At 49.9% G+C, this 21,901-nt stretch carries 2 protein-coding genes and 2 pseudogenes; all 4 read left to right on the plus strand.

What is annotated here, in order from left to right:
• Positions 1–337: 337 nt before the first annotated feature.
• The gene (gene srfAA / locus NSS75_RS02330) at positions 338–11,101 is read left to right on the plus strand and encodes a surfactin non-ribosomal peptide synthetase SrfAA (protein ID WP_339235694.1); all 10,764 of its coding nucleotides are present in this window, start codon (positions 338–340) and stop codon (positions 11,099–11,101) included.
• 12 nt (positions 11,102–11,113) lie between these two features.
• Positions 11,114–14,206 (plus strand): annotated as a pseudogene (gene srfAB / locus NSS75_RS02335) (surfactin non-ribosomal peptide synthetase SrfAB); the annotation flags it as partial.
• Between the two features lie 43 nt (positions 14,207–14,249).
• Positions 14,250–14,390, plus strand: a complete 141-nt coding sequence (comS, locus tag NSS75_RS02340) for a competence protein ComS (protein ID WP_223203921.1) — start codon at positions 14,250–14,252, stop codon at positions 14,388–14,390.
• A pseudogene (srfAB, locus tag NSS75_RS02345) lies at positions 14,336–21,868 on the plus strand (surfactin non-ribosomal peptide synthetase SrfAB); the annotation flags it as partial. The gene comS and the pseudogene srfAB (NSS75_RS02345), both read left to right, overlap by 55 nt.
• Positions 21,869–21,901 lie beyond the last annotated feature (33 nt).

Below are 21,901 nucleotides of genomic sequence, written 5' to 3' on the forward strand. Positions count from 1 at the left end.
CCATTTTTCGGTGATAAAAACATTTTTTTCATTTAAAGTGAACGTTAGAAAGGTTAAAAATATTGAAAACAATGAAGAAATAGGCAAAAATGTTTCACTTTAGGGCAAGAGGGCTTGCGGTCTTTATCTGCCTGTGCCTGACACCGCAATCAATGCTTACGGCTGGCTATTTTTAGGTCGCTTTGTGTTTTTTGTTTAGATGCAACGCTTTTGAGAAGTAGTACTTTTGGCTTTTTGAGCAGTTAGTTCATTAGATTCAAAAGCTGTCAAAGGATACGAAATAGAAATAATCCTGCACATGTTACAGATTATTGAAGATTAGGGGAGGTAAGATAATATGAAAATAACTTTTTATCCTTTAACGGATGCTCAAAAACGAATTTGGTATACAGAAAAATTTTATCCTCATACGAGTATTTCAAATCTTGCGGGGATTGGTAAGCTGGTTTCAACTGAAAAAATTGACTGGAAGCTTGTGGAGCAAGCGATTCAAGAGTTTGTCCGCAGAAATGACGCAATGCGCCTTCGTTTGCGTCTCGATGAAAATGGAGAGCCCGTTCAATATATAAGCGAGTATCGGCCTGTTGATATAAAACATACTGACACCACCGGAGATCCGAATGCGATAGAATCTATTTCACAATGGGGCCGGGAGGAAACGAAAAAACCTCTGCCTCTGTACGATTGTGATTTATTCCGTTTTTCCCTGTTTACCATCAAAGAAAATGAAGTATGGTTTTACGCAAATGTTCATCATGTGATTTCTGACGGGATCTCCATGAACATCCTCGGAAACGCCATTATGCACATTTACTTGGAATTAGCAGGCGGATCAGAAACGAAAAAAGGAATCTCGCATTCATTTATCGATCATGTTTTGTCTGAACAGGACTATGCTCAATCGAAGCGGTTTGAAAAAGATAAAGCGTTCTGGAACAAGCAATTCGAAACGGTGCCTGAACTCGTTTCCCTGAAACGGAATGCTCCTGCAGGCGGAAGTTTAGATGCTGAGAGATTCTCTCAAGATGTGCCTGAGGCGCTGCATCAGCAAATTTTATCCTTTTGTGAGGAGCACAAGGTCAGCGTTTTATCGGTATTTCAATCGGTGCTTGCCGCCTACTTGTACAGAGTCAGCGGGCAGAATGATGTGGTAACTGGTACATTTATGGGCAACCGGACAAATGCGAAAGAGAAGCAGATGCTCGGCATGTTTGTTTCTACGGTTCCGCTTCGGGCAAACATTGACGGCGGACAGGCGTTTTTTGATTTTGTTAAAGACCGGATGAAGGATTTAATGAAAACTCTTCGCCATCAAAAGTACCCGTATAATCTTCTCATCAATGATCTTCGTGAAACAAAAAGCTCTGTGACAAAGCTGTTTACGGTTTCTCTTGAGTATCAGGTGATGCAGTGGCAGAAAGAAGAAAATCTTGCCTTTTTGACTGAGCCCATTTTCAGCGGAAGCGGATTAAATGATGTTTCGATTCATGTGAAGGATCGATGGGATACTGGGAAACTTACAATTGACTTTGACTACCGTACTGATTTAATGACGCGCGAAGAAATCAAAATTGTTTGTGAACGCATGATGACATTGCTTGAAAACGCACTTACGCACCCGAATCATACGATTGATGAATTGACGCTGATTTCTGAGACGGAGAAAGAGCGGCTGCTATTGCGGGCTGGCGGTGAACCGGTCAATTACCGCAAGAACATGACGATTCCGGCGCTGTTTCAAGAAAAGGCTGAATCGCTTGCTGATCAGCCTGCGGTTGTGTTTGAAAATCGAGCATTGTCCTATCGAACGTTACATGAACAATCATCACGTATTGCCAGTGTGCTGAAAGAGAAGGGTGTCCGTGCAGACAGCCCGGTTGCCGTTTTGCTCGAACGCTCTGAACGAATGATCACGGCCATTATGGGGATTTTAAAAGCCGGCGGAGCCTATGTGCCGATTGACCCCGAGTTTCCGGCAGAGCGCATCCAATTTATTTTGGAGGACTGCGGTGCGGATTTCGTCTTGACTGAATCGAAGGTTGCGTCTCCAAGTGCATCTGCTGAGCTTATTGACTTTGATCAGGCGATTGCAGGCGGTACAGATGCTATTTCGGATGTCAATCTGAACGCTGGTGATCTTGCCTACATTATTTATACGTCGGGAACAACCGGACGTCCAAAAGGAGTGATGATCGAGCATCGCCAGGTTCATCATTTGGTTGAATCTCTGCAGCAGACCATTTATCAGAGTGAGAGTCAGACCCTGCGGATGGCATTGCTTGCGCCGTTCCACTTTGATGCGTCAGTGAAACAGATTTTCGCGTCGCTCCTTTTGGGACAGACCCTTTATATTGTACCGAAGAACACGGTGACGAATGGCGCTGCTCTTGCTGAGTATTACCGCAGATACGGGATTGAGGCGACGGACGGAACACCGGCCCATCTGCAAATGCTGATTGCTGCGGGAGATTTGACTGGTCTTAAGCTCAAACACTTACTGATTGGCGGGGAAGGTCTTTCTTCTGTTGTGGCGGACAAGCTTCTGACATTGTTCAAAGAAGCGGGTGCCGTTCCTCGTTTGACCAATGTGTACGGGCCGACTGAAACGTGTGTGGATGCTTCCGTTCATCCGGTCCACCCGGACAGTTCAGTTCAATCAGCGTATGTGCCAATCGGTAAAGCACTTGGGAATAACCGCTTGTATATTTTGGATCAAAAAGGCCGTCTGCAGCCGGAAGGCGTGGCGGGCGAGCTTTATATCGCGGGTGACGGTGTAGGACGAGGCTACTTAAACCTTCCGGAATTGACAGCTGAGAAATTTTTACAAGACCCGTTTGTGCCCGGTGACAGCATGTATCGTACCGGAGATGTGGTGCGCTGGCTTCCAGATGGAACGATCGAATATTTAGGAAGAGAAGATGATCAGGTCAAAGTTCGCGGATACCGCATTGAGCTTGGAGAAGTTGAAGCCGTGCTTCAGCAGGCGCCTGATGTTGCAAAAGCTGTCGTCTTGGCGAGGCCTGACGACCAAGGGAATCTTGAGGTTTGTGCGTATGTTGTGCAAAAAGCGGGAAGCGAATTTGCTCCAGCACGTTTGCGGGAACACGCGGCAAAACAGCTTCCTGACTATATGGTGCCGGCTTACATCACAGAAATCACAGAAATCCCGCTCACACCAAGCGGTAAAGTTGACCGCCGCAAGCTGTTTGCGCTTGAGGTAAAAGCGGTCAGCGGAACAGCTTATACCGCACCTCGAAACGAAATGGAAAAAGCAATCGCTGAGATTTGGCAGGATGTGCTGAACGTTGAGAAAGCCGGGGTCTTTGACAATTTCTTTGAAACGGGCGGTCATTCATTGAAGGCCATGACGCTTTTAACAAAGATTCATAAGGAGACGGGCGCTGACATCCCGCTGCAATATGTGTTTGAGCATCCGACCATCGCCGCTCTTGCTGAGGCGGCCGAGCGTAAAGAAGGCAGGACGTTTGCGGCAATTGAGCCAGCTGAAAAACAGGAACATTACCCGCTTTCTTTGGCGCAGCAGCGGACGTATATTGTCAGCCAATTCGAAGATGCGGGAGTCGGATATAACATGCCGGCGGCAGCTATTTTAGAGGGGCCTTTAGACATTCTAAAACTGGAACGCGCATTTGACGGATTAATCAGCCGCCACGAGTCGCTGAGGACGTCATTTGTGCTTGAAGGCAGTACGCCGAGACAAAAAATTCATGACAGCGTCCAGTTCAACATCGAGATGATTGAAAGAAGCGGCCGCTCAAATGAGGAGGTTATGACTTCTTTTGTCCGCCGGTTTGACTTATCGAAAGCGCCGCTGTTGAGAATCGGATTGATGGAGCTTGAAGAAAACCGTCATATGCTTCTGTTTGATATGCACCATTTGATTTCTGACGGTGTTTCCATCGGCATTATTTTGGAGGAACTGGCACAGATTTACCGCGGTGAACAGCTTCCTGAGCTCCGTCTTCAGTATAAAGATTACGCCGTCTGGCAAAGCGCGCGGGCTGCTGAGGGATACCAGGAGGATCAGGCGTATTGGAAGGAAGCCTTTGCGGGTGAGCTTCCAGTGCTTCAGCTTCTATCCGATTATCCGAGACCGCCTGTCCAAAGCTTTGAAGGAGACCGGGTTTCCATCAAGCTGGATGCGGAGTTAAAGAATCGCCTGTATCGTTTAGCTGAAAAAAATGGCGCCACACTTTATATGGTCATGCTGTCAGCCTACTATACGCTCCTGTCTAAATATACCGGGCAGGATGACATCATTGTCGGCACTCCTTCAGCGGGCAGACATCATTCTGATACAGAGGGCATTGTCGGCATGTTCGTCAATACGCTCGCGATTCGCAGCGAGGTGAAGCAGGATGAGACCTTTAACAGCCTGCTCACACGTGTGCGCCAGCAGGTCCTGAATGCTTTTTCTCATCAGGATTATCCATTTGAATGGCTTGTTGAAGACCTGAATATACCGCGTGATATCAGCAGGCATCCATTGTTTGACACGATGTTCAGTCTCCAAAACGCAACGGCGGGCATTCCGGCTGTCGGTGATTTGACATTGTCGATTCATGAGACCAATTTCAACATTGCCAAATTTGATGTAACGGTTCAGGCAAGAGAAACGGACCAAGGCATTGATCTTGATTTAGACTACAGCACCAAACTGTTTAAACGAAGCACGGCAGACAGGCTGCTCACGCATTTTGCGCGGTTGCTTGAAGATGTAGCGGCTGAGCCTGAGAAACCAATTTCTGAATACAATCTTCTATCTAAAGAGGAAGCCGCTTCACAAGTTCAGCAGTTTAACCCGGAAAGAACGCCTTATCCGAAAGACAAAACGATTGTTCAGCTGTTTGAGGAGCAGGCTGCCAAAACGCCGGATCGTCCGGCACTTCAATATGAAGGGCAATCGCTCACATATCGTGAGCTGAATGAACGGGCCAACCGTTTAGCGCGCGGCATTCTTTCAATGGGAGCAGGCGAAAGCAGGACAGCGGCCGTCCTATGTGAACGGTCAATGGACATGATTGTGTCAATCCTGGCGGTATTAAAATCCGGTTCGGCTTATGTACCGATTGATCCGGAACACCCGATTCAGCGGATTCAGCATTTCTTCCAAGACAGCGGAGCGAAAGTGCTTCTCACCCAGAAGAAATTAAAGGCGTTAGCGGAAAAAGCGGAATTCGAAGGCGTCATCGCGCTCGCTGATGAGGATGATAGCTATCACGACGATGCGCAAAACCTCGCTCTGCCGTTTGATTCGGCGGCTATGGCCAACCTGACGTATACATCCGGAACGACAGGAACGCCAAAGGGGAATATCGTGACACATGCCAATATTATGCGCACGGTTAAGCAGACGAATTATCTCAGCATTACGGAACAGGATACGATACTCGGACTCTCAAACTATGTATTTGACGCATTTATGTTTGATGTGTTCGGTTCTCTTTTAAACGGCGCGAAGCTTGTCCTCGTTCCGAAAGAAACAGTTCTGGACATGGCTCGTCTTTCTCGTGTCATTGAGCGGGAGAACATCAGCATTCTCATGATCACGACAGCTCTGTTCCACCTTCTTGTGGACTTGAATCCGACATGCTTGTCGACTTTGCGCAAGATTATGTTCGGAGGAGAACGGGCTTCTGTAGATCATGTGAAAAAAGCGCTGCAGACCGTTGGGAAAGGCAAGCTGCTGCACATGTACGGCCCATCTGAAAGCACGGTTTTCGCGACATATCATCCGGTTGATGAATTGGATGAGCACACGATGTCCGTTCCGATTGGAAAACCGGTCAGCAATACGGAAGTATACATTCTTGACCGCGCGGGACATGTTCAGCCTGCCGGCATCGCCGGAGAACTGTGTGTCAGCGGGGAGGGCCTCGTGAAAGGCTATTACAACCGACTTGAACTGACTGAGGAGAAATTTGTGCTGCATCCGTTTAAAAAAGGCGAACGCATGTATAAAACAGGTGACTTGGCAAGATGGCTGCCGAATGGCGATATCGAATTTATCGGAAGGATCGACCACCAGGTGAAAATCCGCGGACAGCGCATTGAGCTTGGAGAAATTGAGCACCAGCTGCAAAGCCACGATCGTGTGCAGGAGAGCGTTGTGCTTGCTGTCGATCAAGGTGCGGGAGACAAACTGCTTTGCGCGTATTTTGTCGGACAGGGTGAGATTACAGCGCAAGAGCTGAGAGAGCATACGGCAAAGGATCTGCCGGCTTACATGATTCCTGCGGTATTTATCCAAATGGACGAGCTGCCTCTGACCGGAAACGGAAAAATCGACCGTCGGGCGCTTCCGCTTCCTGACGCCAACATCTCAAATGGTGTTTCATATGTTGCGCCGCGCAATGAAATAGAACAAAAAGTCGCAGACATTTGGGCACAGGTGCTTCAGGTTGAACAGATCGGCATCTATGACCAATTCTTTGATATCGGCGGACACTCGTTAGCGGGCATGAAGATGCTTGCCGTGATTCATCAGGAACTGGGCGCCGAGCTTTCTCTGAAGGATCTTTTCCAATCACCGACCGTTGAAAGCTTAGCGCAGGCTATTGCCGCCGCTGAAAAAGGAACAGCGATCAGTATCAGACCGGCAAAGAAACAAGAGACTTATCCTGTTTCTTCTCCGCAAAAACGGATGTACGTGCTTCAGCAGCTTGAAGGAGCGGACACAAGCTACAACATGCCATCGGTTCTGCGTCTGAAGGGTCATTTGGATGCTGAAAGGCTCAAATGCGTAATGAATCAGTTAATGGAGCGCCATGAAGCCTTCAGAACAACCTTTGAAATAAAAGACGGAGAAACGGTGCAGCGAATCTGGGATGAAGCAGCGTTTGATATGGCATATTTCGAGGCTCCAGAAGAAGAGACCGAGCGGATCGTTTCTGAGTTTATCCGTCCGTTCACACTTGACCGGCTGCCGCTGTTCAGAATGGGGCTGATCAAGCTTTCAGAAACTGAGCATCTGCTGCTGTTTGATATGCACCATATTATTTCTGACGGAGCGTCTGTCGGCGTGCTGATTGATGAACTCTCGAAGCTGTACGACGGAGAAAGCCTTGAGCCGCTTCATATTCAATATAAGGATTATGCCGTGTGGCAGCAGCAGTTTATTCAGTCCGAGCTTTACCGGAAGCAAGAGGAGCATTGGCTGAAGGAGCTTGAAGGAGAGCTGCCGGTGCTGACTCTTCCAACTGATTACAGCCGTCCTGCGGTTCAAACGTTTGAGGGAGACCGGATTGCATTTTCATTAGATGCAAGAAAAGCAGATGCTCTTCGCAAGCTTGCGAAGGAAACGGATTCCACATTGTATATGGTTCTTCTGGCATCTTACAGTGCGTTTTTATCAAAATTGAGCGGGCAAAACGATATCATTGTTGGCTCGCCGGTAGCCGGACGCTCTCAAGCAGACATCAGCCGCGTCATCGGCATGTTTGTCAATACGCTGGCGCTGCGCACGTATCCGAAGGGCGATAAGACGTTTGCGGATTATCTTGGCGAAGTGAAAGAAACAGCACTTAGCGCATTTGAAGCGCAGGATTACCCGCTTGAAGACCTGATCGGAAAAGTTCAGGTTCACCGTGACACAAGCAGAAACCCTTTATTTGACGCAGTATTTTCTATGCAAAATGCGAACATTAAAGATTTAACGATGAAAGGGGTCGAGCTTGAACCGCATCCGTTTGAGCGGAAAACGGCCAAGTTTGATATCACGCTGACAGCTGACGAAACCGGCGAGGGGCTCACATTTGTTCTTGAATACAATACGGCGCTGTTTACACCGGAAACGATTGAACGATGGAAGCAATACTGGATTCAGCTTTTAGGAGCAGTAACAGAAAATCCAAACCAGCCGCTTTCCAGTCTGTCACTCGTCAACGAAACAGAAAAACAAACGCTCTTGAAGGCATGGAAAGGAAAAACACTGCCTGTGCCGACAGACAAAACGGTTCATCAGCTGTTTGAAGAAACGGCTCAGCGCCACAAAGACCAACCGGCTGTTACGTATAACGGGCAATCATGGACGTACGGTGAGCTGAATGCGAAGGCGAACCGTCTGGCGCGGATTTTGATTGACTGCGGCATTAGCGCGGATGAGCGCGTCGGCATTCTCACAAAGCCGTCGCTTGAAATGTCAGCTGCGGTGCTCGGCGTCTTAAAGGCGGGAGCGGCATTTGTGCCGATTGACCCTGACTATCCGGATCAGCGGATTGAATATATCCTACAGGACAGCGGCGCGACGCTTCTCTTGAAACAGGAAGGCATCTCAGTGCCGGACAGCTACACGGGCGAGGTCATTCTTCTTGACGGCAACCGCACGATCCTGAGTCTGCCGCTTGATGAAAATGATGAGGAAAATCCGCAGACAGACACAACCGCGGATCACCTTGCTTATATGATTTATACGTCAGGAACGACCGGACAGCCGAAGGGTGTTATGATCGAGCACCATGCGCTTGTGAACCTGTGCTTCTGGCATCATGCCGCGTTCGGCATGACGGCGGAGGACCGCAGTGCGAAGTACGCGGGCTTCGGGTTCGACGCTTCCATTTGGGAGATGTTCCCGACCTGGACGATCGGCGCCGAGCTTCACGTCATTGATGAAGCGATCCGCCTTGATATCACCCGCCTGAATGATTATTTCGAAACGCATAACGTCACAATCACGTTCCTGCCGACACAGCTGGCGGAACAGTTCATGGAGCTTGAGAACACGTCACTCCGCGTGCTTTTGACCGGAGGGGACAAGCTGAAGCGTGCGGTTAAGCAGCCGTACACGATTGTCAACAACTACGGGCCGACCGAAAACACTGTCGTTGCGACGAGCACAGAAATCAATCCGGAGGAAGGCTCGCTTTCCATCGGGCGCGCGATCGCCAATACGAGAGTGTACATTCTCAGCGAAAACCATCAGGTTCAGCCGGAGGGCGTGGCCGGAGAGCTTTGTGTGGCGGGACGCGGACTGGCGCGCGGCTATCTGAACAGGGAAGACGAAACCGCGAAGCGGTTTGTCCCCGATCCGTTCGTGCCGGGTGAACGCATGTACAAAACAGGCGATTTGGTGAAATGGACGAACGGCGGCATCGAATACATCGGCCGGATCGACCAGCAGGTCAAGGTCCGGGGCTACCGAATCGAGCTGTCAGAAATTGAAGTGCAGCTGGCCCAGCTTTCTGAGGTGCAGGATGCGGCAGTGACAGCTGTAAAAGATAAAGGCGGCAATACAGCGATCGCGGCGTATGTCACACCGGAAACAGCTGACATAGAAGCGCTGAAGTCGGCGCTCAAGGAAACCCTGCCGGACTACATGATCCCGGCGTTCTGGGTGACATTAAACGAGCTTCCGGTTACCGCAAACGGCAAAGTAGACCGCAAAGCACTTCCGGAGCCGGACATCGAAGCAGGAAGCGGAGAATACAAAGCACCGTCCACCGACATGGAAGAGCTGCTTGCCGGCATTTGGCAGGACGTGCTCGGTATTTCTGAAGTCGGTGTCAGCGACAATTTCTTCTCGCTCGGCGGAGATTCCATTAAAGGAATCCAGATGGCGAGCCGCTTGAACCAGCACGGCTGGAAGCTGGAAATGAAGGATCTCTTCCAGCACCCGACGATCGAAGAGCTTACCCGATACGTGGAGCGTGCCGAAGGCAAACAGGCAGACCAAGGCCCTGTGGAGGGCGAAGTTATCCTGACGCCGATCCAGCGCTGGTTCTTTGAAAAGAATTTCACGAACAAACACCACTGGAATCAGTCGGTCATGCTTCATTCTGCGAAGGGCTTCGATCCTGAACGGGTTGAAAAGACATTGCAGGCACTGATTGAGCATCATGACGCGCTTCGCATGGTCTACCGCGAGGAACAAGGGGAGATCGTTCAATTTAACAAAGGGCTTGATGCTGTCTCTGTTCACTTAGAGATCACCAAACTTGAGGGGCAGGCTATAGATCATGAAGACCGCATAGAGAGAGAAGCGGAGCGTCTGCAAAGCAGCATCAATTTGAAGGAAGGCGGCTTGTTAAAAGCAGGCTTGTTCCAAGCAGAAGACGGAGACCACTTGCTGCTTGTGATTCACCACTTAGTGGTTGACGGTATATCGTGGCGGATTTTACTGGAGGATTTCGCTGCGGTTTATACACAGCTGGAGCAAGGGAACGAGCCGGTTCTTCCGCAGAAAACCCATTCGTTTGCGGAGTATGCAGAGAGATTACAAGACTTTGCAAATTCCAAAGCCTTTTTGAAAGAAAAAGAGTATTGGAAACAGCTTGAAGAACAGACTGTCCCGGTGAAGCTTCCGAAGGACCGCGAATCTAGTGATCAGCGAATGAAACATACAAAGACAATTGAATTTTCGCTGACTGCTGAAGAGACAGAACAGCTTACCACCAAGGTGCATGAGGCTTATCACACAGAAATGAATGATATTTTGCTGACGGCATTCGGGTTGGCGATGAAGGAGTGGACAGGTCAGGAGCAAGTGAGTGTTCATTTAGAGGGGCATGGACGTGAAGATATAGTAGAAGACCTGACCATTTCCCGGACAGTCGGCTGGTTTACGAGTATGTTCCCGATGGTGCTGGATATGAAGCACGCGGATGATCTGGCTTATCAGCTGAAGCAAATGAAAGAAGACATCAGACATATCCCGAATAAGGGAGTGGGCTACGGCATTTTGCGCTATTTGACGGCGCCGGAGCATAAAGAAGATGTGGCGTTCTCCATTCAGCCGGATGTCAGCTTTAACTATTTAGGTCAGTTCGATGAAATGTCGGATGCAGGTTTATTCACGAGATCAGAGCTGCCGTCAGGACAGTCATTAAGCCCGGAAACGGAAAAACCGAACGCGCTTGATGTTGTCGGATATATTGAAAACGGAAAACTGACGATGTCACTGGCCTATCACTCTCTCGAATTTCATGAAAAAACGATACAGACATTCAGTGACAGCTTTAAGGCCCATCTTCTTAGAATCATTGAACATTGCCTATCTCAAGATGGCACGGAACTGACGCCGAGTGACCTTGGCGACGACGATTTGACGCTGGATGAGCTTGATAAATTAATGGAAATTTTTTAATAGAGGTGGCATATGAGCAAAAAATCGATTCAAAAGGTGTATGCACTTACACCGATGCAGGAAGGAATGCTGTATCATGCGATGCTTGATCCGCATTCTTCCTCTTACTTCACACAATTAGAGCTTGGCATTCAAGGTGTTTTTGATCTAGAAATCTTTGAGAAAAGCGTCAATGAACTGATCCGGTCATACGATATTCTCCGTACGGTATTTGTACACCAGCAGCTGCAAAAGCCGCGTCAGGTTGTGTTAGCGGAACGCAAGACAAAGGTGCACTATGAAGATATCAGTCATGCAGACGAGGATCGCCAGAAAGACCACATCGAGCGTTACAAACAAGACGTTCAGCACCAAGGCTTTAACCTGGCAAAAGACATTTTGTTCAAAGTGGCAGTTTTCCGCCTTGATGCAGATCAGCTGTATCTTGTCTGGAGCAATCACCATATTATGATGGACGGCTGGAGCATGGGCGTGCTGATGAAAAGCCTGTTCCAAAACTACGAAGCGCTCAGAGCAGGCCGCACACCTGCAAACGGGCAGGGCAAGCCATATTCCGACTACATTAAGTGGCTTGGAAAACAGGATAATGAAGAAGCGGAAGGCTACTGGAGCGAACGCTTGGCGGATTTTGAACAGCCAAGCGTGCTCCCGGGCCGCTTGCCGGAGAAAAAAGAAGAGTATGTGAACAGAGAATACTCATTTACATGGGATGAGGAACTGGTTGCACGCATTCAGCAAACGGCGAACCGCCATCAAGTGACGGGGCCTAACCTGTTTCAGGCGATCTGGGGAATCGTCCTCAGCAAATATAACTTTACGAATGATGTTGTCTTCGGCACGGTCGTATCGGGACGGCCGTCTGAAATCAACGGAATTGAAACAATGGCGGGGCTCTTTATCAATACCATTCCGGTGCGTGTAAAGGTTGATCAGCAGTCTACATTCGCTGACATTTTTACAGACGTTCAGCAGCATGCGGTGGAGGCGGAGCGCTACGATTACGTGCCGCTTTACGAGATTCAAAAACGTTCAGCCTTGGACAGCAGTCTTTTGAACCATCTCGTCGCTTTTGAAAATTATCCGCTTGATCAAGAGCTTGAAAACGGCAGCATGGAAGACCGGCTCGGGTTCTCTATTAAGGTTGAGAGCGCATTTGAACAAACAAGCTTTGATTTCAACCTCATTGTTTACCCGGGTAAAACCTGGACCGTCAAAATCAAATATAACGGCGCTGCATTTGATTCTGCTTTTATTGAACGGACAGCAGGACATCTCACCCGCATGATGACAGCCGCTGTTGAGCGGCCGGACGCTTTTGTGCGTGAGCACGGGCTTGTGGGAGAAGAAGAGCAGCGGCAAATTGTGGAGACCTTTAACAGCACTTCATCAGAACTCCCTGAAGGAATGGCTGTTCATCAAGTATTTGAAGAACAAGCAAAGCGGACACCGGCAAGTACTGCCCTCGTATATGAAGGAGCCGAGCTGACATACCGCGAGCTGAATGAAGCGGCGAACCGCCTGGCGAGAAAGCTCATTGGGCAAGGTCTGCAAAAGGGTGAAACAGCAGCCATTATGAATGACCGTTCGGCAGACACTGTTGCCGCCATGCTGGCTGTTTTAAAAGCAGGCGCCGCATATGTGCCGCTTGATCCCGCACTTCCGGAGGATCGGCTCCGTTTCATGGCGGAGGACAGCTCGATTCGGATCGCTTTAGCTGGAGAGGCATATACAAAACAGGCAAATCAGCTGCAAGTACCGGTTCTCCCGCTGGAAGGTGTCTTTGAAGGGAATGAAACGGCAGACAATCTGAATCTGCCCGCCGATCCGTCTGACCTGGCTTACATCATGTACACGTCAGGTTCGACCGGAAAACCGAAAGGCGTCATGATCGAACATAAAAGCATTCTGCGTCTCGTTAAAAATGCAGGATACGTTCCTGTTCATGAAGAAGACCGCATGGCGCAAACGGGAGCTGTCAGCTTTGATGCCGGTACATTTGAGATCTTTGGCGCGCTGCTGAACGGCGCTGCGCTTTATCCGGTGAAAAAAGAGACACTGCTTGACGCGACACGGTTTTCAGCGTTCCTCCGTGAGCAGAGAATTACGACGATGTGGCTGACCTCGCCATTATTCAACCAGCTTGCTGCAAAGGATGCCGGCATGTTCGGCACACTGCGCCATTTAATCATCGGCGGAGACGCGCTCGTGCCGCATATTGTAAGTAAAGTGAAACAGGCATCGCCGTCGCTTTCTCTGTGGAACGGGTACGGACCGACAGAAAATACGACATTTTCTACAAGCTTTTTGATTGATCGCGAGTACAGCGGTTCAATTCCAATCGGGAAGCCAATCGGAAATTCCACTGCATACATCATGGATGAGCAGCAGCGCCTGCAGCCGATCGGAGCGCCCGGTGAACTGTGTGTCGGGGGAAGCGGCGTGGCACGGGGCTACGTCAACCTCCCAGAGCTGACGGAGAAGCAATTTCTTGAAGATCCGTTCAGACCGGGTGAAAAAATGTATCGAACTGGCGACTTGGCGAAATGGCTTCCGGACGGGAATATCGAGTTTTTAGGAAGAATTGATAACCAGGTGAAGGTGCGCGGGTTCCGGATTGAGCTTGGGGAGATCGAAAACAAATTGAACATGGCCGAACATGTGACAGAGGCTGCCGTGATCATTCACAAAAACAAAGCGGATGAAAATGAAATCTGCGCGTACTTTACAGCGGATCGCGAAGTGTCTGTGAGCGGGCTGAGAAAAACGCTGTCTCAATCATTGCCTGACTATATGGTTCCTGCCCATTTGATCCAGATGGACAGCCTGCCGCTTACACCAAACGGAAAAATCAATAAAAAAGAACTGCCTGCGCCTCAATCAGACGCTGTGCAGTCTGAATATGCAGCACCCAAAACAGAGAGTGAAAAGAAATTAGCCGAGATTTGGGAAGGGATACTCGGCGTTAAAGCAGGCGTTACAGATAACTTCTTTATGATCGGCGGACATTCTCTGAAAGCCATGATGATGACTGCGAAAATTCAAGAGCATTTCCACAAGGAAGTACCGATTAAAGTGCTTTTTGAAAAGCCGACCATTCAAGAACTGGCACTGTATTTGGAAGAGAGCGAAAGCAAGGAGGAGCAGACGTTTGAACCGATCAGGCAAGCACCTTATCAGCAGCATTATCCTGTTTCCCCGGCCCAGCGGAGAATGTACATCCTCAATCAGCTTGGACAAGCAAGCACAAGCTACAACGTCCCTGCTGTACTTTTGCTGGAGGGAGAAGTAAACAAAGACCGGCTTGAACATGCGATTCAGCAATTAATCAGCCGGCACGAAATTCTCCGTACGTCGTTTGACATGATAGACGGAGAAGTCGTACAGACCGTTCATAAAAACATATCGTTCCAGCTGGAGGCTGCCAAGGGACGGGAAGAAGACGCGGAAGAGCTGATCAAATCGTTTATTCAGCCGTTTGAGTTAAACCGCGCGCCGCTCGTCCGTTCGAAGCTTGTCCAGCTTGAAGAAGAACGCCATCTGCTGCTCATTGATATGCACCATATCATTACAGACGGCAGCTCGACAGGCATTCTCATCGGCGATCTCGCCAAAATCTATCAAGGCGCAGATCTGGAGCTCCCGCAGATTCACTATAAAGATTACGCTGTCTGGCAAAAAGAACATGCGGATCATCAAAAGGATGAAGCATACTGGCTGGATACGTTTAAAGGCGAGCTGCCGGTTCTTGATCTTCCGGCGGATTTCCCGCGGCCTGCAGAACGGAGCTTTTCCGGGGAGCGCGTCATGTTCGGGCTGGATAAACAAATCACAGCTCAAATCAAATCGCTGCTGTCAGAAACAGACACAACAATGTACATGTTCCTTTTAGCCGCATTTCATGTACTGCTCTCTAAGTACGCGTCACAGGATGACATCATCGTCGGCTCACCGACTGCGGGCAGAACGCATCCTGATCTGCAAGGTGTGCCGGGTATGTTTGTCAACACGGTGGCATTACGGACAGCGCCTGCGGGGGATAAAACCTTTGCACAATTCCTAGACGAAGTCAAAACGGTCAGTCTGCAAGCATTCGAGCACCAAAGCTATCCGCTTGAGGAGCTGATTGAAAAACTGCCGCTCACAAGGGACACAAGCCGAAGCCCGCTGTTCAGCGTCATGTTCAACATGCAGAACATGGAGATTCCTTCTTTGAAATTAGGAGATTTGAAGATTTCTTCCTATTCCATGCTTCATCATGTGGCGAAATTTGATCTGTCCTTGGAAGCTGTCGAACGGGAAGAAGAAATCGGTTTAAGCTTTGACTACGCAACTGCCTTGTTTAAAGACGAGACGATCCGCCGCTGGAGCAGCCACTTCGTCAATTTGATCAAAGCAGCTGCGGTTAATCCGAACGTACGGCTGTCTGATTTGGAGATTCTTTCGCCAGTTGAAACGGCAGCTTTGCTTGAAGAGAAGAAACAAACCACTCATTCTGGCAATGACACGTTTGCGTCACTTTTCGAAAAACAGGTGCAGCAAACACCTGATCATCCGGCTGTGATTTCTGGCGGAAACCAGCTGAGCTACCGTGAACTCGATGAACAGGCGAACCAGCTGGCGCATCATTTGCGCGCGCACGGGGCAGGAAGTGAAGACATCGTAGCCGTCGTCATGGATCGTTCAGCTGATCTAATGACAGCTGTTCTTGGTGTCATGAAGGCGGGAGCAGCTTTCCTTCCGATTGATCCGGATACGCCTGAGGAACGAATCCGCTATTCATTAGAAGACAGCGGTGCGAGATTTACAGTCGTGAATGAAAGAAATATGACTGCCATAGGGCAATATCAAGGAACCGTCATCAACATCGATCAAGCGGATTGGCGGAACGAAAGCAAGGAGCGTCCGGAACCGATTTCTGGGCCTCAGAATCTTGCATATATCATTTACACATCCGGCACGACCGGGAAGCCGAAGGGTGTGCAGATTGAGCATCGCAATCTGACAAACTATGTTTCTTGGTTTAGCAAAGAGGCAGGGCTGGCTGAAACGGATAAGTCTGTCTTGCTTTCGTCTTACGCATTCGACTTGGGGTATACAAGCATTTTCCCTGTGCTTCAAGCAGGCGGTGAGCTTCACATTGTGCCGAAAGAAACATATACGGCGCCCGATCAGATTGGCCGTTATATCAAGGAACACGGCATCACGTATATCAAGCTGACACCGTCCCTGTTCCATACGATGGTGAACACGGCCAGCTTTACAAAGGAGCCGCACTTTGAATTCCTGCGCTTGATTGTGTTGGGAGGAGAAAAGATCATTCCGGCTGATGTTCTAGCATTCAGCAAGGTATATCGGCATACCGAATTTATCAATCACTACGGTCCGACCGAAGCAACGATCGGCGCAATTGCCGGACGGGTTGACCTGACTGAACCTGACACATTCGCGAAACGGCCGACAATCGGACGGCCGATTGCCAATACCGGCGCACTTGTCTTAAATGAGTCATTGAAGCTTGTGCCTCCGGGAGCGAGCGGCCAGCTATATATCACGGGACAGGGGCTTGCCAGAGGATATCTCAGCCGTCCTCAGCTCACATCCGAGAAATTTGTGGAAAACCCGTATGCGCCATGCAGCCTGATGTACAAGACCGGAGATGTCGTCCGGAGACTGGCTGACGGCACGATTGAATTTATCGGCCGGGCTGATGATCAGGTGAAAATCCGCGGCTACCGCATAGAGCCGAAAGAAATTGAAACGGTCATGCTCAGCCTCAGCGAAGTTCAAGAAGCGGTTGTGCTTGCGGTTTCTGAGGGCGGGCTTCAAGAGCTTTGCGCGTATTATACGTCGGATCAAGCCATTGAAAAAGCAGAGCTCCGGAAACAGCTTTCACAAATACTGCCGTCTCATATGATCCCTGCCTTCTTTGTGCAGGTGGACGCTATCCCGCTCACGGCAAATGGGAAAACCGACAGAAACGCATTGCCGAAGCCGAACGCAGCGCAATCCGGATATGAAGCGTCAGCTGCTCCGGAAACAGCGCTTGAAGAAAGCCTTTGCCGCATCTGGCAGAAAACACTCGGCATTGAAGCGATCGGAATCGATGACAACTTCTTCGATTTAGGCGGCCATTCACTAAAAGGAATGATGCTCATCGCCAATATACAGGCAGAATTGGAGAAAACCGTGCCGCTTAAAGCGCTGTTCGAGCAGCCGACTGTACGCCAGCTGGCGGCTTATATGGAGGAATCGGCAGCATCAGGCGGCTATCACATGCTGAAGCCGGCTGACAAACAGGATGTGTATCCATTGTCATCCGCGCAGAAACGGATGTACGTGCTCAATCAGCTTGACCGGCAGACGATCAGCTATAATATGCCATCGGTTCTTCTTATGGAAGGCGAGCTTCATATTTCGCGCCTGCGAGAATCACTCAACCAGCTCGTAAACCGTCATGAATCATTGCGCACGTCATTTACGGAAGCAGACGGAGAGCCTGTCCAGCGCATTGTTGAGGAGGCTTCAATTGATCTTCACGTGTTTGATGCAGAAGAGGGCGAGGCGGAACAGAAGATTAAAGAATTTATCCGGCCATTCGACTTAAGCGGCGCTCCGCTCATTCGCGCGGCATTACTCCGAATCGCAGACCAAAAACATCTGCTTCTATTGGATATGCATCACATTATCGCCGATGGTGTATCAAGAGGTATTTTCGTTAAAGAATTGGCACTGCTTTATAAAGGCGAACAGCTTCCGGAGCCGAAGCTTCATTATAAAGATTTCGCTGTTTGGCAAAATGAAGCCGGACAGAAAGAACGGATGAAGGAGCATGAGCAATACTGGCTTTCAGTTCTCTCAGGCGAACTGCCGGAGCTTGACCTTCCGCTCGATTACACCCGACCGCCTGTTCAAAGCTTTGAAGGGGATACCGTCCGTTTCCGTACGGAAAGCGGAACGGCAAAGGCGATTGAGAAACTGCTAGCAGAAACGGGAACGACTTTGCATATGGTGCTTCACACCGTCTTCCATGTCTTTTTAAGCAAAATCTCCGGACAGCGGGATATCGTGATCGGCTCGGTTACAGCAGGCCGCACGAATGCCGACGTGCAAAACATGCCGGGGATGTTCGTCAATACGCTCGCACTGAGAATGGAAGCAAGGGAAGAGCAGACATTTGCAGAGCTTCTGGAGCAAGCGAAGGAGACAAATCTGTCAGCACTTGAGCATCAGGAGTATCCGTTTGAAGACCTGGTCAATCAGTTAGACCTCCCTCGGGATATGAGCCGGAATCCTTTGTTTAACGTGATGGTTACGACAGAAAACCCTGATAAAGAACAGCTTAAGCTGCAAGATCTCACGATTTCACCTTATGAGGCACATCAAGGAACATCCAAGTTTGACCTTACATTAGGCGGTTTCGCTGACGAAAACGGCATCGGTCTGCAGCTGGAATATGCGACTGACCTATTCTCAAGAGAAACTGCTGAGCAATGGAGTGAATACGTCCTGCGATTATTGCGGGCTGTGGCGGAAAATCCAAACCAGCCGCTTTCCAGTCTGTCACTCGTCAACGAAACAGAAAAACAAACGCTCTTGAAGGCATGGAAAGGAAAAACACTGCCTGTGCCGACAGACAAAACGGTTCATCAGCTGTTTGAAGAAACGGCTCAGCGCCACAAAGACCAACCGGCTGTTACGTATAACGGGCAGTCATGGACGTACGGCGAGCTGAATGCGAAGGCGAACCGTCTGGCGCGGATTCTGATCGACTGCGGCATCGGCGCGGATGAGCGCGTTGGCATTCTCACAAAGCCGTCGCTTGAAATGTCCGCCGCGGTGCTTAGTGTCCTGAAGGCGGGAGCGGCATTTGTGCCGATTGACCCTGACTATCCGGATCAGCGGATTGAATATATCCTACAGGACAGCGGCGCGACGCTTCTCTTGAAACAGGAAGGCATCTCAGTGCCGGACAGCTACACGGGCGAGGTCATTCTTCTTGACGGCAACCGCACGATCCTGAGTCTGCCGCTTGATGAAAATGATGAGGAAAATCCGCAGACAGACACAACCGCGGATCACCTTGCTTATATGATTTATACGTCAGGAACGACCGGACAGCCGAAGGGTGTTATGATCGAGCACCATGCGCTTGTGAACCTGTGCTTCTGGCATCATGCCGCGTTCGGCATGACGGCGGAGGACCGCAGTGCGAAGTACGCGGGCTTCGGGTTCGACGCTTCCATTTGGGAGATGTTCCCGACCTGGACGATCGGCGCCGAGCTTCACGTCATTGATGAAGCGATCCGCCTTGATATCACCCGCCTGAATGATTATTTCGAAACGCATAACGTCACAATCACGTTCCTGCCGACACAGCTGGCGGAACAGTTCATGGAGCTTGAGAACACGTCACTCCGCGTGCTTTTGACCGGAGGGGACAAGCTGAAGCGTGCGGTTAAGCAGCCGTACACGATTGTCAACAACTACGGGCCGACCGAAAACACTGTCGTTGCGACGAGCACAGAAATCAATCCGGAGGAAGGCTCGCTTTCCATCGGGCGCGCGATCGCCAATACGAGAGTGTACATTCTCAGCGAAAACCATCAGGTTCAGCCGGAGGGCGTGGCCGGAGAGCTTTGTGTGGCGGGACGCGGACTGGCGCGCGGCTATCTGAACAGGGAAGACGAAACCGCGAAGCGGTTTGTCCCCGATCCGTTCGTGCCGGATGAACGCATGTACAAAACAGGCGATTTGGTGAAATGGACGAACGGCGGCATCGAATACATCGGCCGGATCGACCAGCAGGTCAAGGTCCGGGGCTACCGAATCGAGCTGTCAGAAATTGAAGTGCAGCTGGCCCAGCTTTCTGAGGTGCAGGATGCGGCAGTGACAGCTGTAAAAGATAAAGGCGGCAATACAGCGATCGCGGCGTATGTCACACCGGAAACCGTCGACACAGAAGCGCTGAAGTCAGCGCTCAAGGATACCCTGCCGGACTACATGATCCCGGCGTTCTGGGTGACATTAAACGAGCTTCCGGTTACCGCAAACGGCAAAGTAGACCGCAAAGCGCTGCCGGAGCCGGACATCGAAGCAGGGGGCGGAGAATACAAAGCGCCGTCCACTGACATGGAAGAGCTGCTTGCCGGCATTTGGCAGGACGTGCTCGGTATTTCTGAAGTCGGTGTCAGCGACAATTTCTTCTCGCTCGGCGGAGATTCTATTAAAGGAATCCAGATGGCGAGCCGCTTGAACCAGCACGGCTGGAAGCTGGAAATGAAGGATCTCTTCCAGCACCCGACGATTGAAGAACTGACACAATACGTGGAGCGTGCCGAAGGCAAACAGGCAAACCAAGGCCCGGTGGAGGGCGAAGTTATCCTGACGCCGGTTCAGCGCTGGTTCTTTGAAAAGAATTTCACGAACAAACACCACTGGAATCAGTCGGTCATGCTTCATTCTGCGAAGGGTTTCGATCCTGAACGGGTTGAAAAGACATTGCAGGCACTGATTGAGCATCATGACGCGCTTCGCATGGTCTACCGTGAAGAAAACGGCGACATCATTCAAGCGTATAAACGGATAGACGAATGCGAGGTCAGCTTCGAAATCGTTGATCTGTACGGCTCAGATGAAGATATGCTGAAAAACCAGATTAAGGTTCTCGCTGACAGTCTGCAAAGCAGTCTCGACCTGCAAAACGGTCCGCTTCTGAAAGGGGAGCTGTACCGCACGGAAGCGGGGGATCACCTGCTCATCGCTGTACACCATCTCGTGGTCGACGGCGTATCATGGCGGATTTTACTTGAGGACTTTGCATCAGGCTACGTGCAGGCTGAGAACGAAGAGAAAATCGTCTTCCCGCAAAAAACGAACTCCTTCAAGGATTGGGCGGAAGAATTGGCGGCATTCAGCCAATCAGCACACCTTTTGCAGCAGGCTGAATACTGGGCGCAAATTGACGCTGAAGAGGTTTCTGCTGTACCGAAGGATGATGAAACAGAGGAGCGGGTTGTCAAACATACATCATCCGTCATCTGCGAATTAAATGAAGAAGACACTAAACATCTCTTAACAGATGTTCATCAGCCATATGGAACCGAGATCAATGATATTCTCCTCAGTGCGCTCGGATTAACGATGAAAGAATGGACAGACGGTGTCAAAATCGGCATCAATCTCGAGGGGCACGGACGGGAAGACATCATCCCGAATGTGAACATCTCCAGAACGGTTGGCTGGTTTACGGCACAATATCCTGTTGTGCTCGACATGTCTGAAACAGATGTCTCAGCGGTCATCAAAGCAGTCAAAGAAAACCTGCGCCGCGTTCCGGACAAAGGTGTCGGATACGGCATTCTCCGCTACTTTACAGAACAAGCGGAAGCGCAAGGCTTCACACCGGAAATCAGCTTTAACTATTTAGGCCAATTCGACAGTGAAGTGAAAACGGATTTCTTTGAACCGTCCGCTTTCGATATGGGACGCCAAGTGAGCGAAGAATCAGAAGCCCTGTACGCTTTAAGCTTCAGCGGCATGATCCGAAACGGACGTTTTGTCCTTTCTTGCTCCTACAATGAGAAGGAATATGAAAGAGCAACGGTCGAAGCACAAATGGAGCGGTTTAAAGAAAATCTCCTCCTGATCATCCGCCATTGTACGGAAAAAGAGGACAAGGAATTCACACCGAGCGACTTCAGTGCGGGAGACCTTGAAATGGATGAGATGGGCGATATCTTTGACATGCTTGAGGAGAATTTGAAATAAAAACGCAAGGGAATTACAGAAGGCGGGAGCGAA

The organism is Bacillus sp. FSL K6-1012, from assembly GCF_037964915.1.
Classification (GTDB): Bacteria; Bacillota; Bacilli; order Bacillales; family Bacillaceae; genus Bacillus; species Bacillus halotolerans.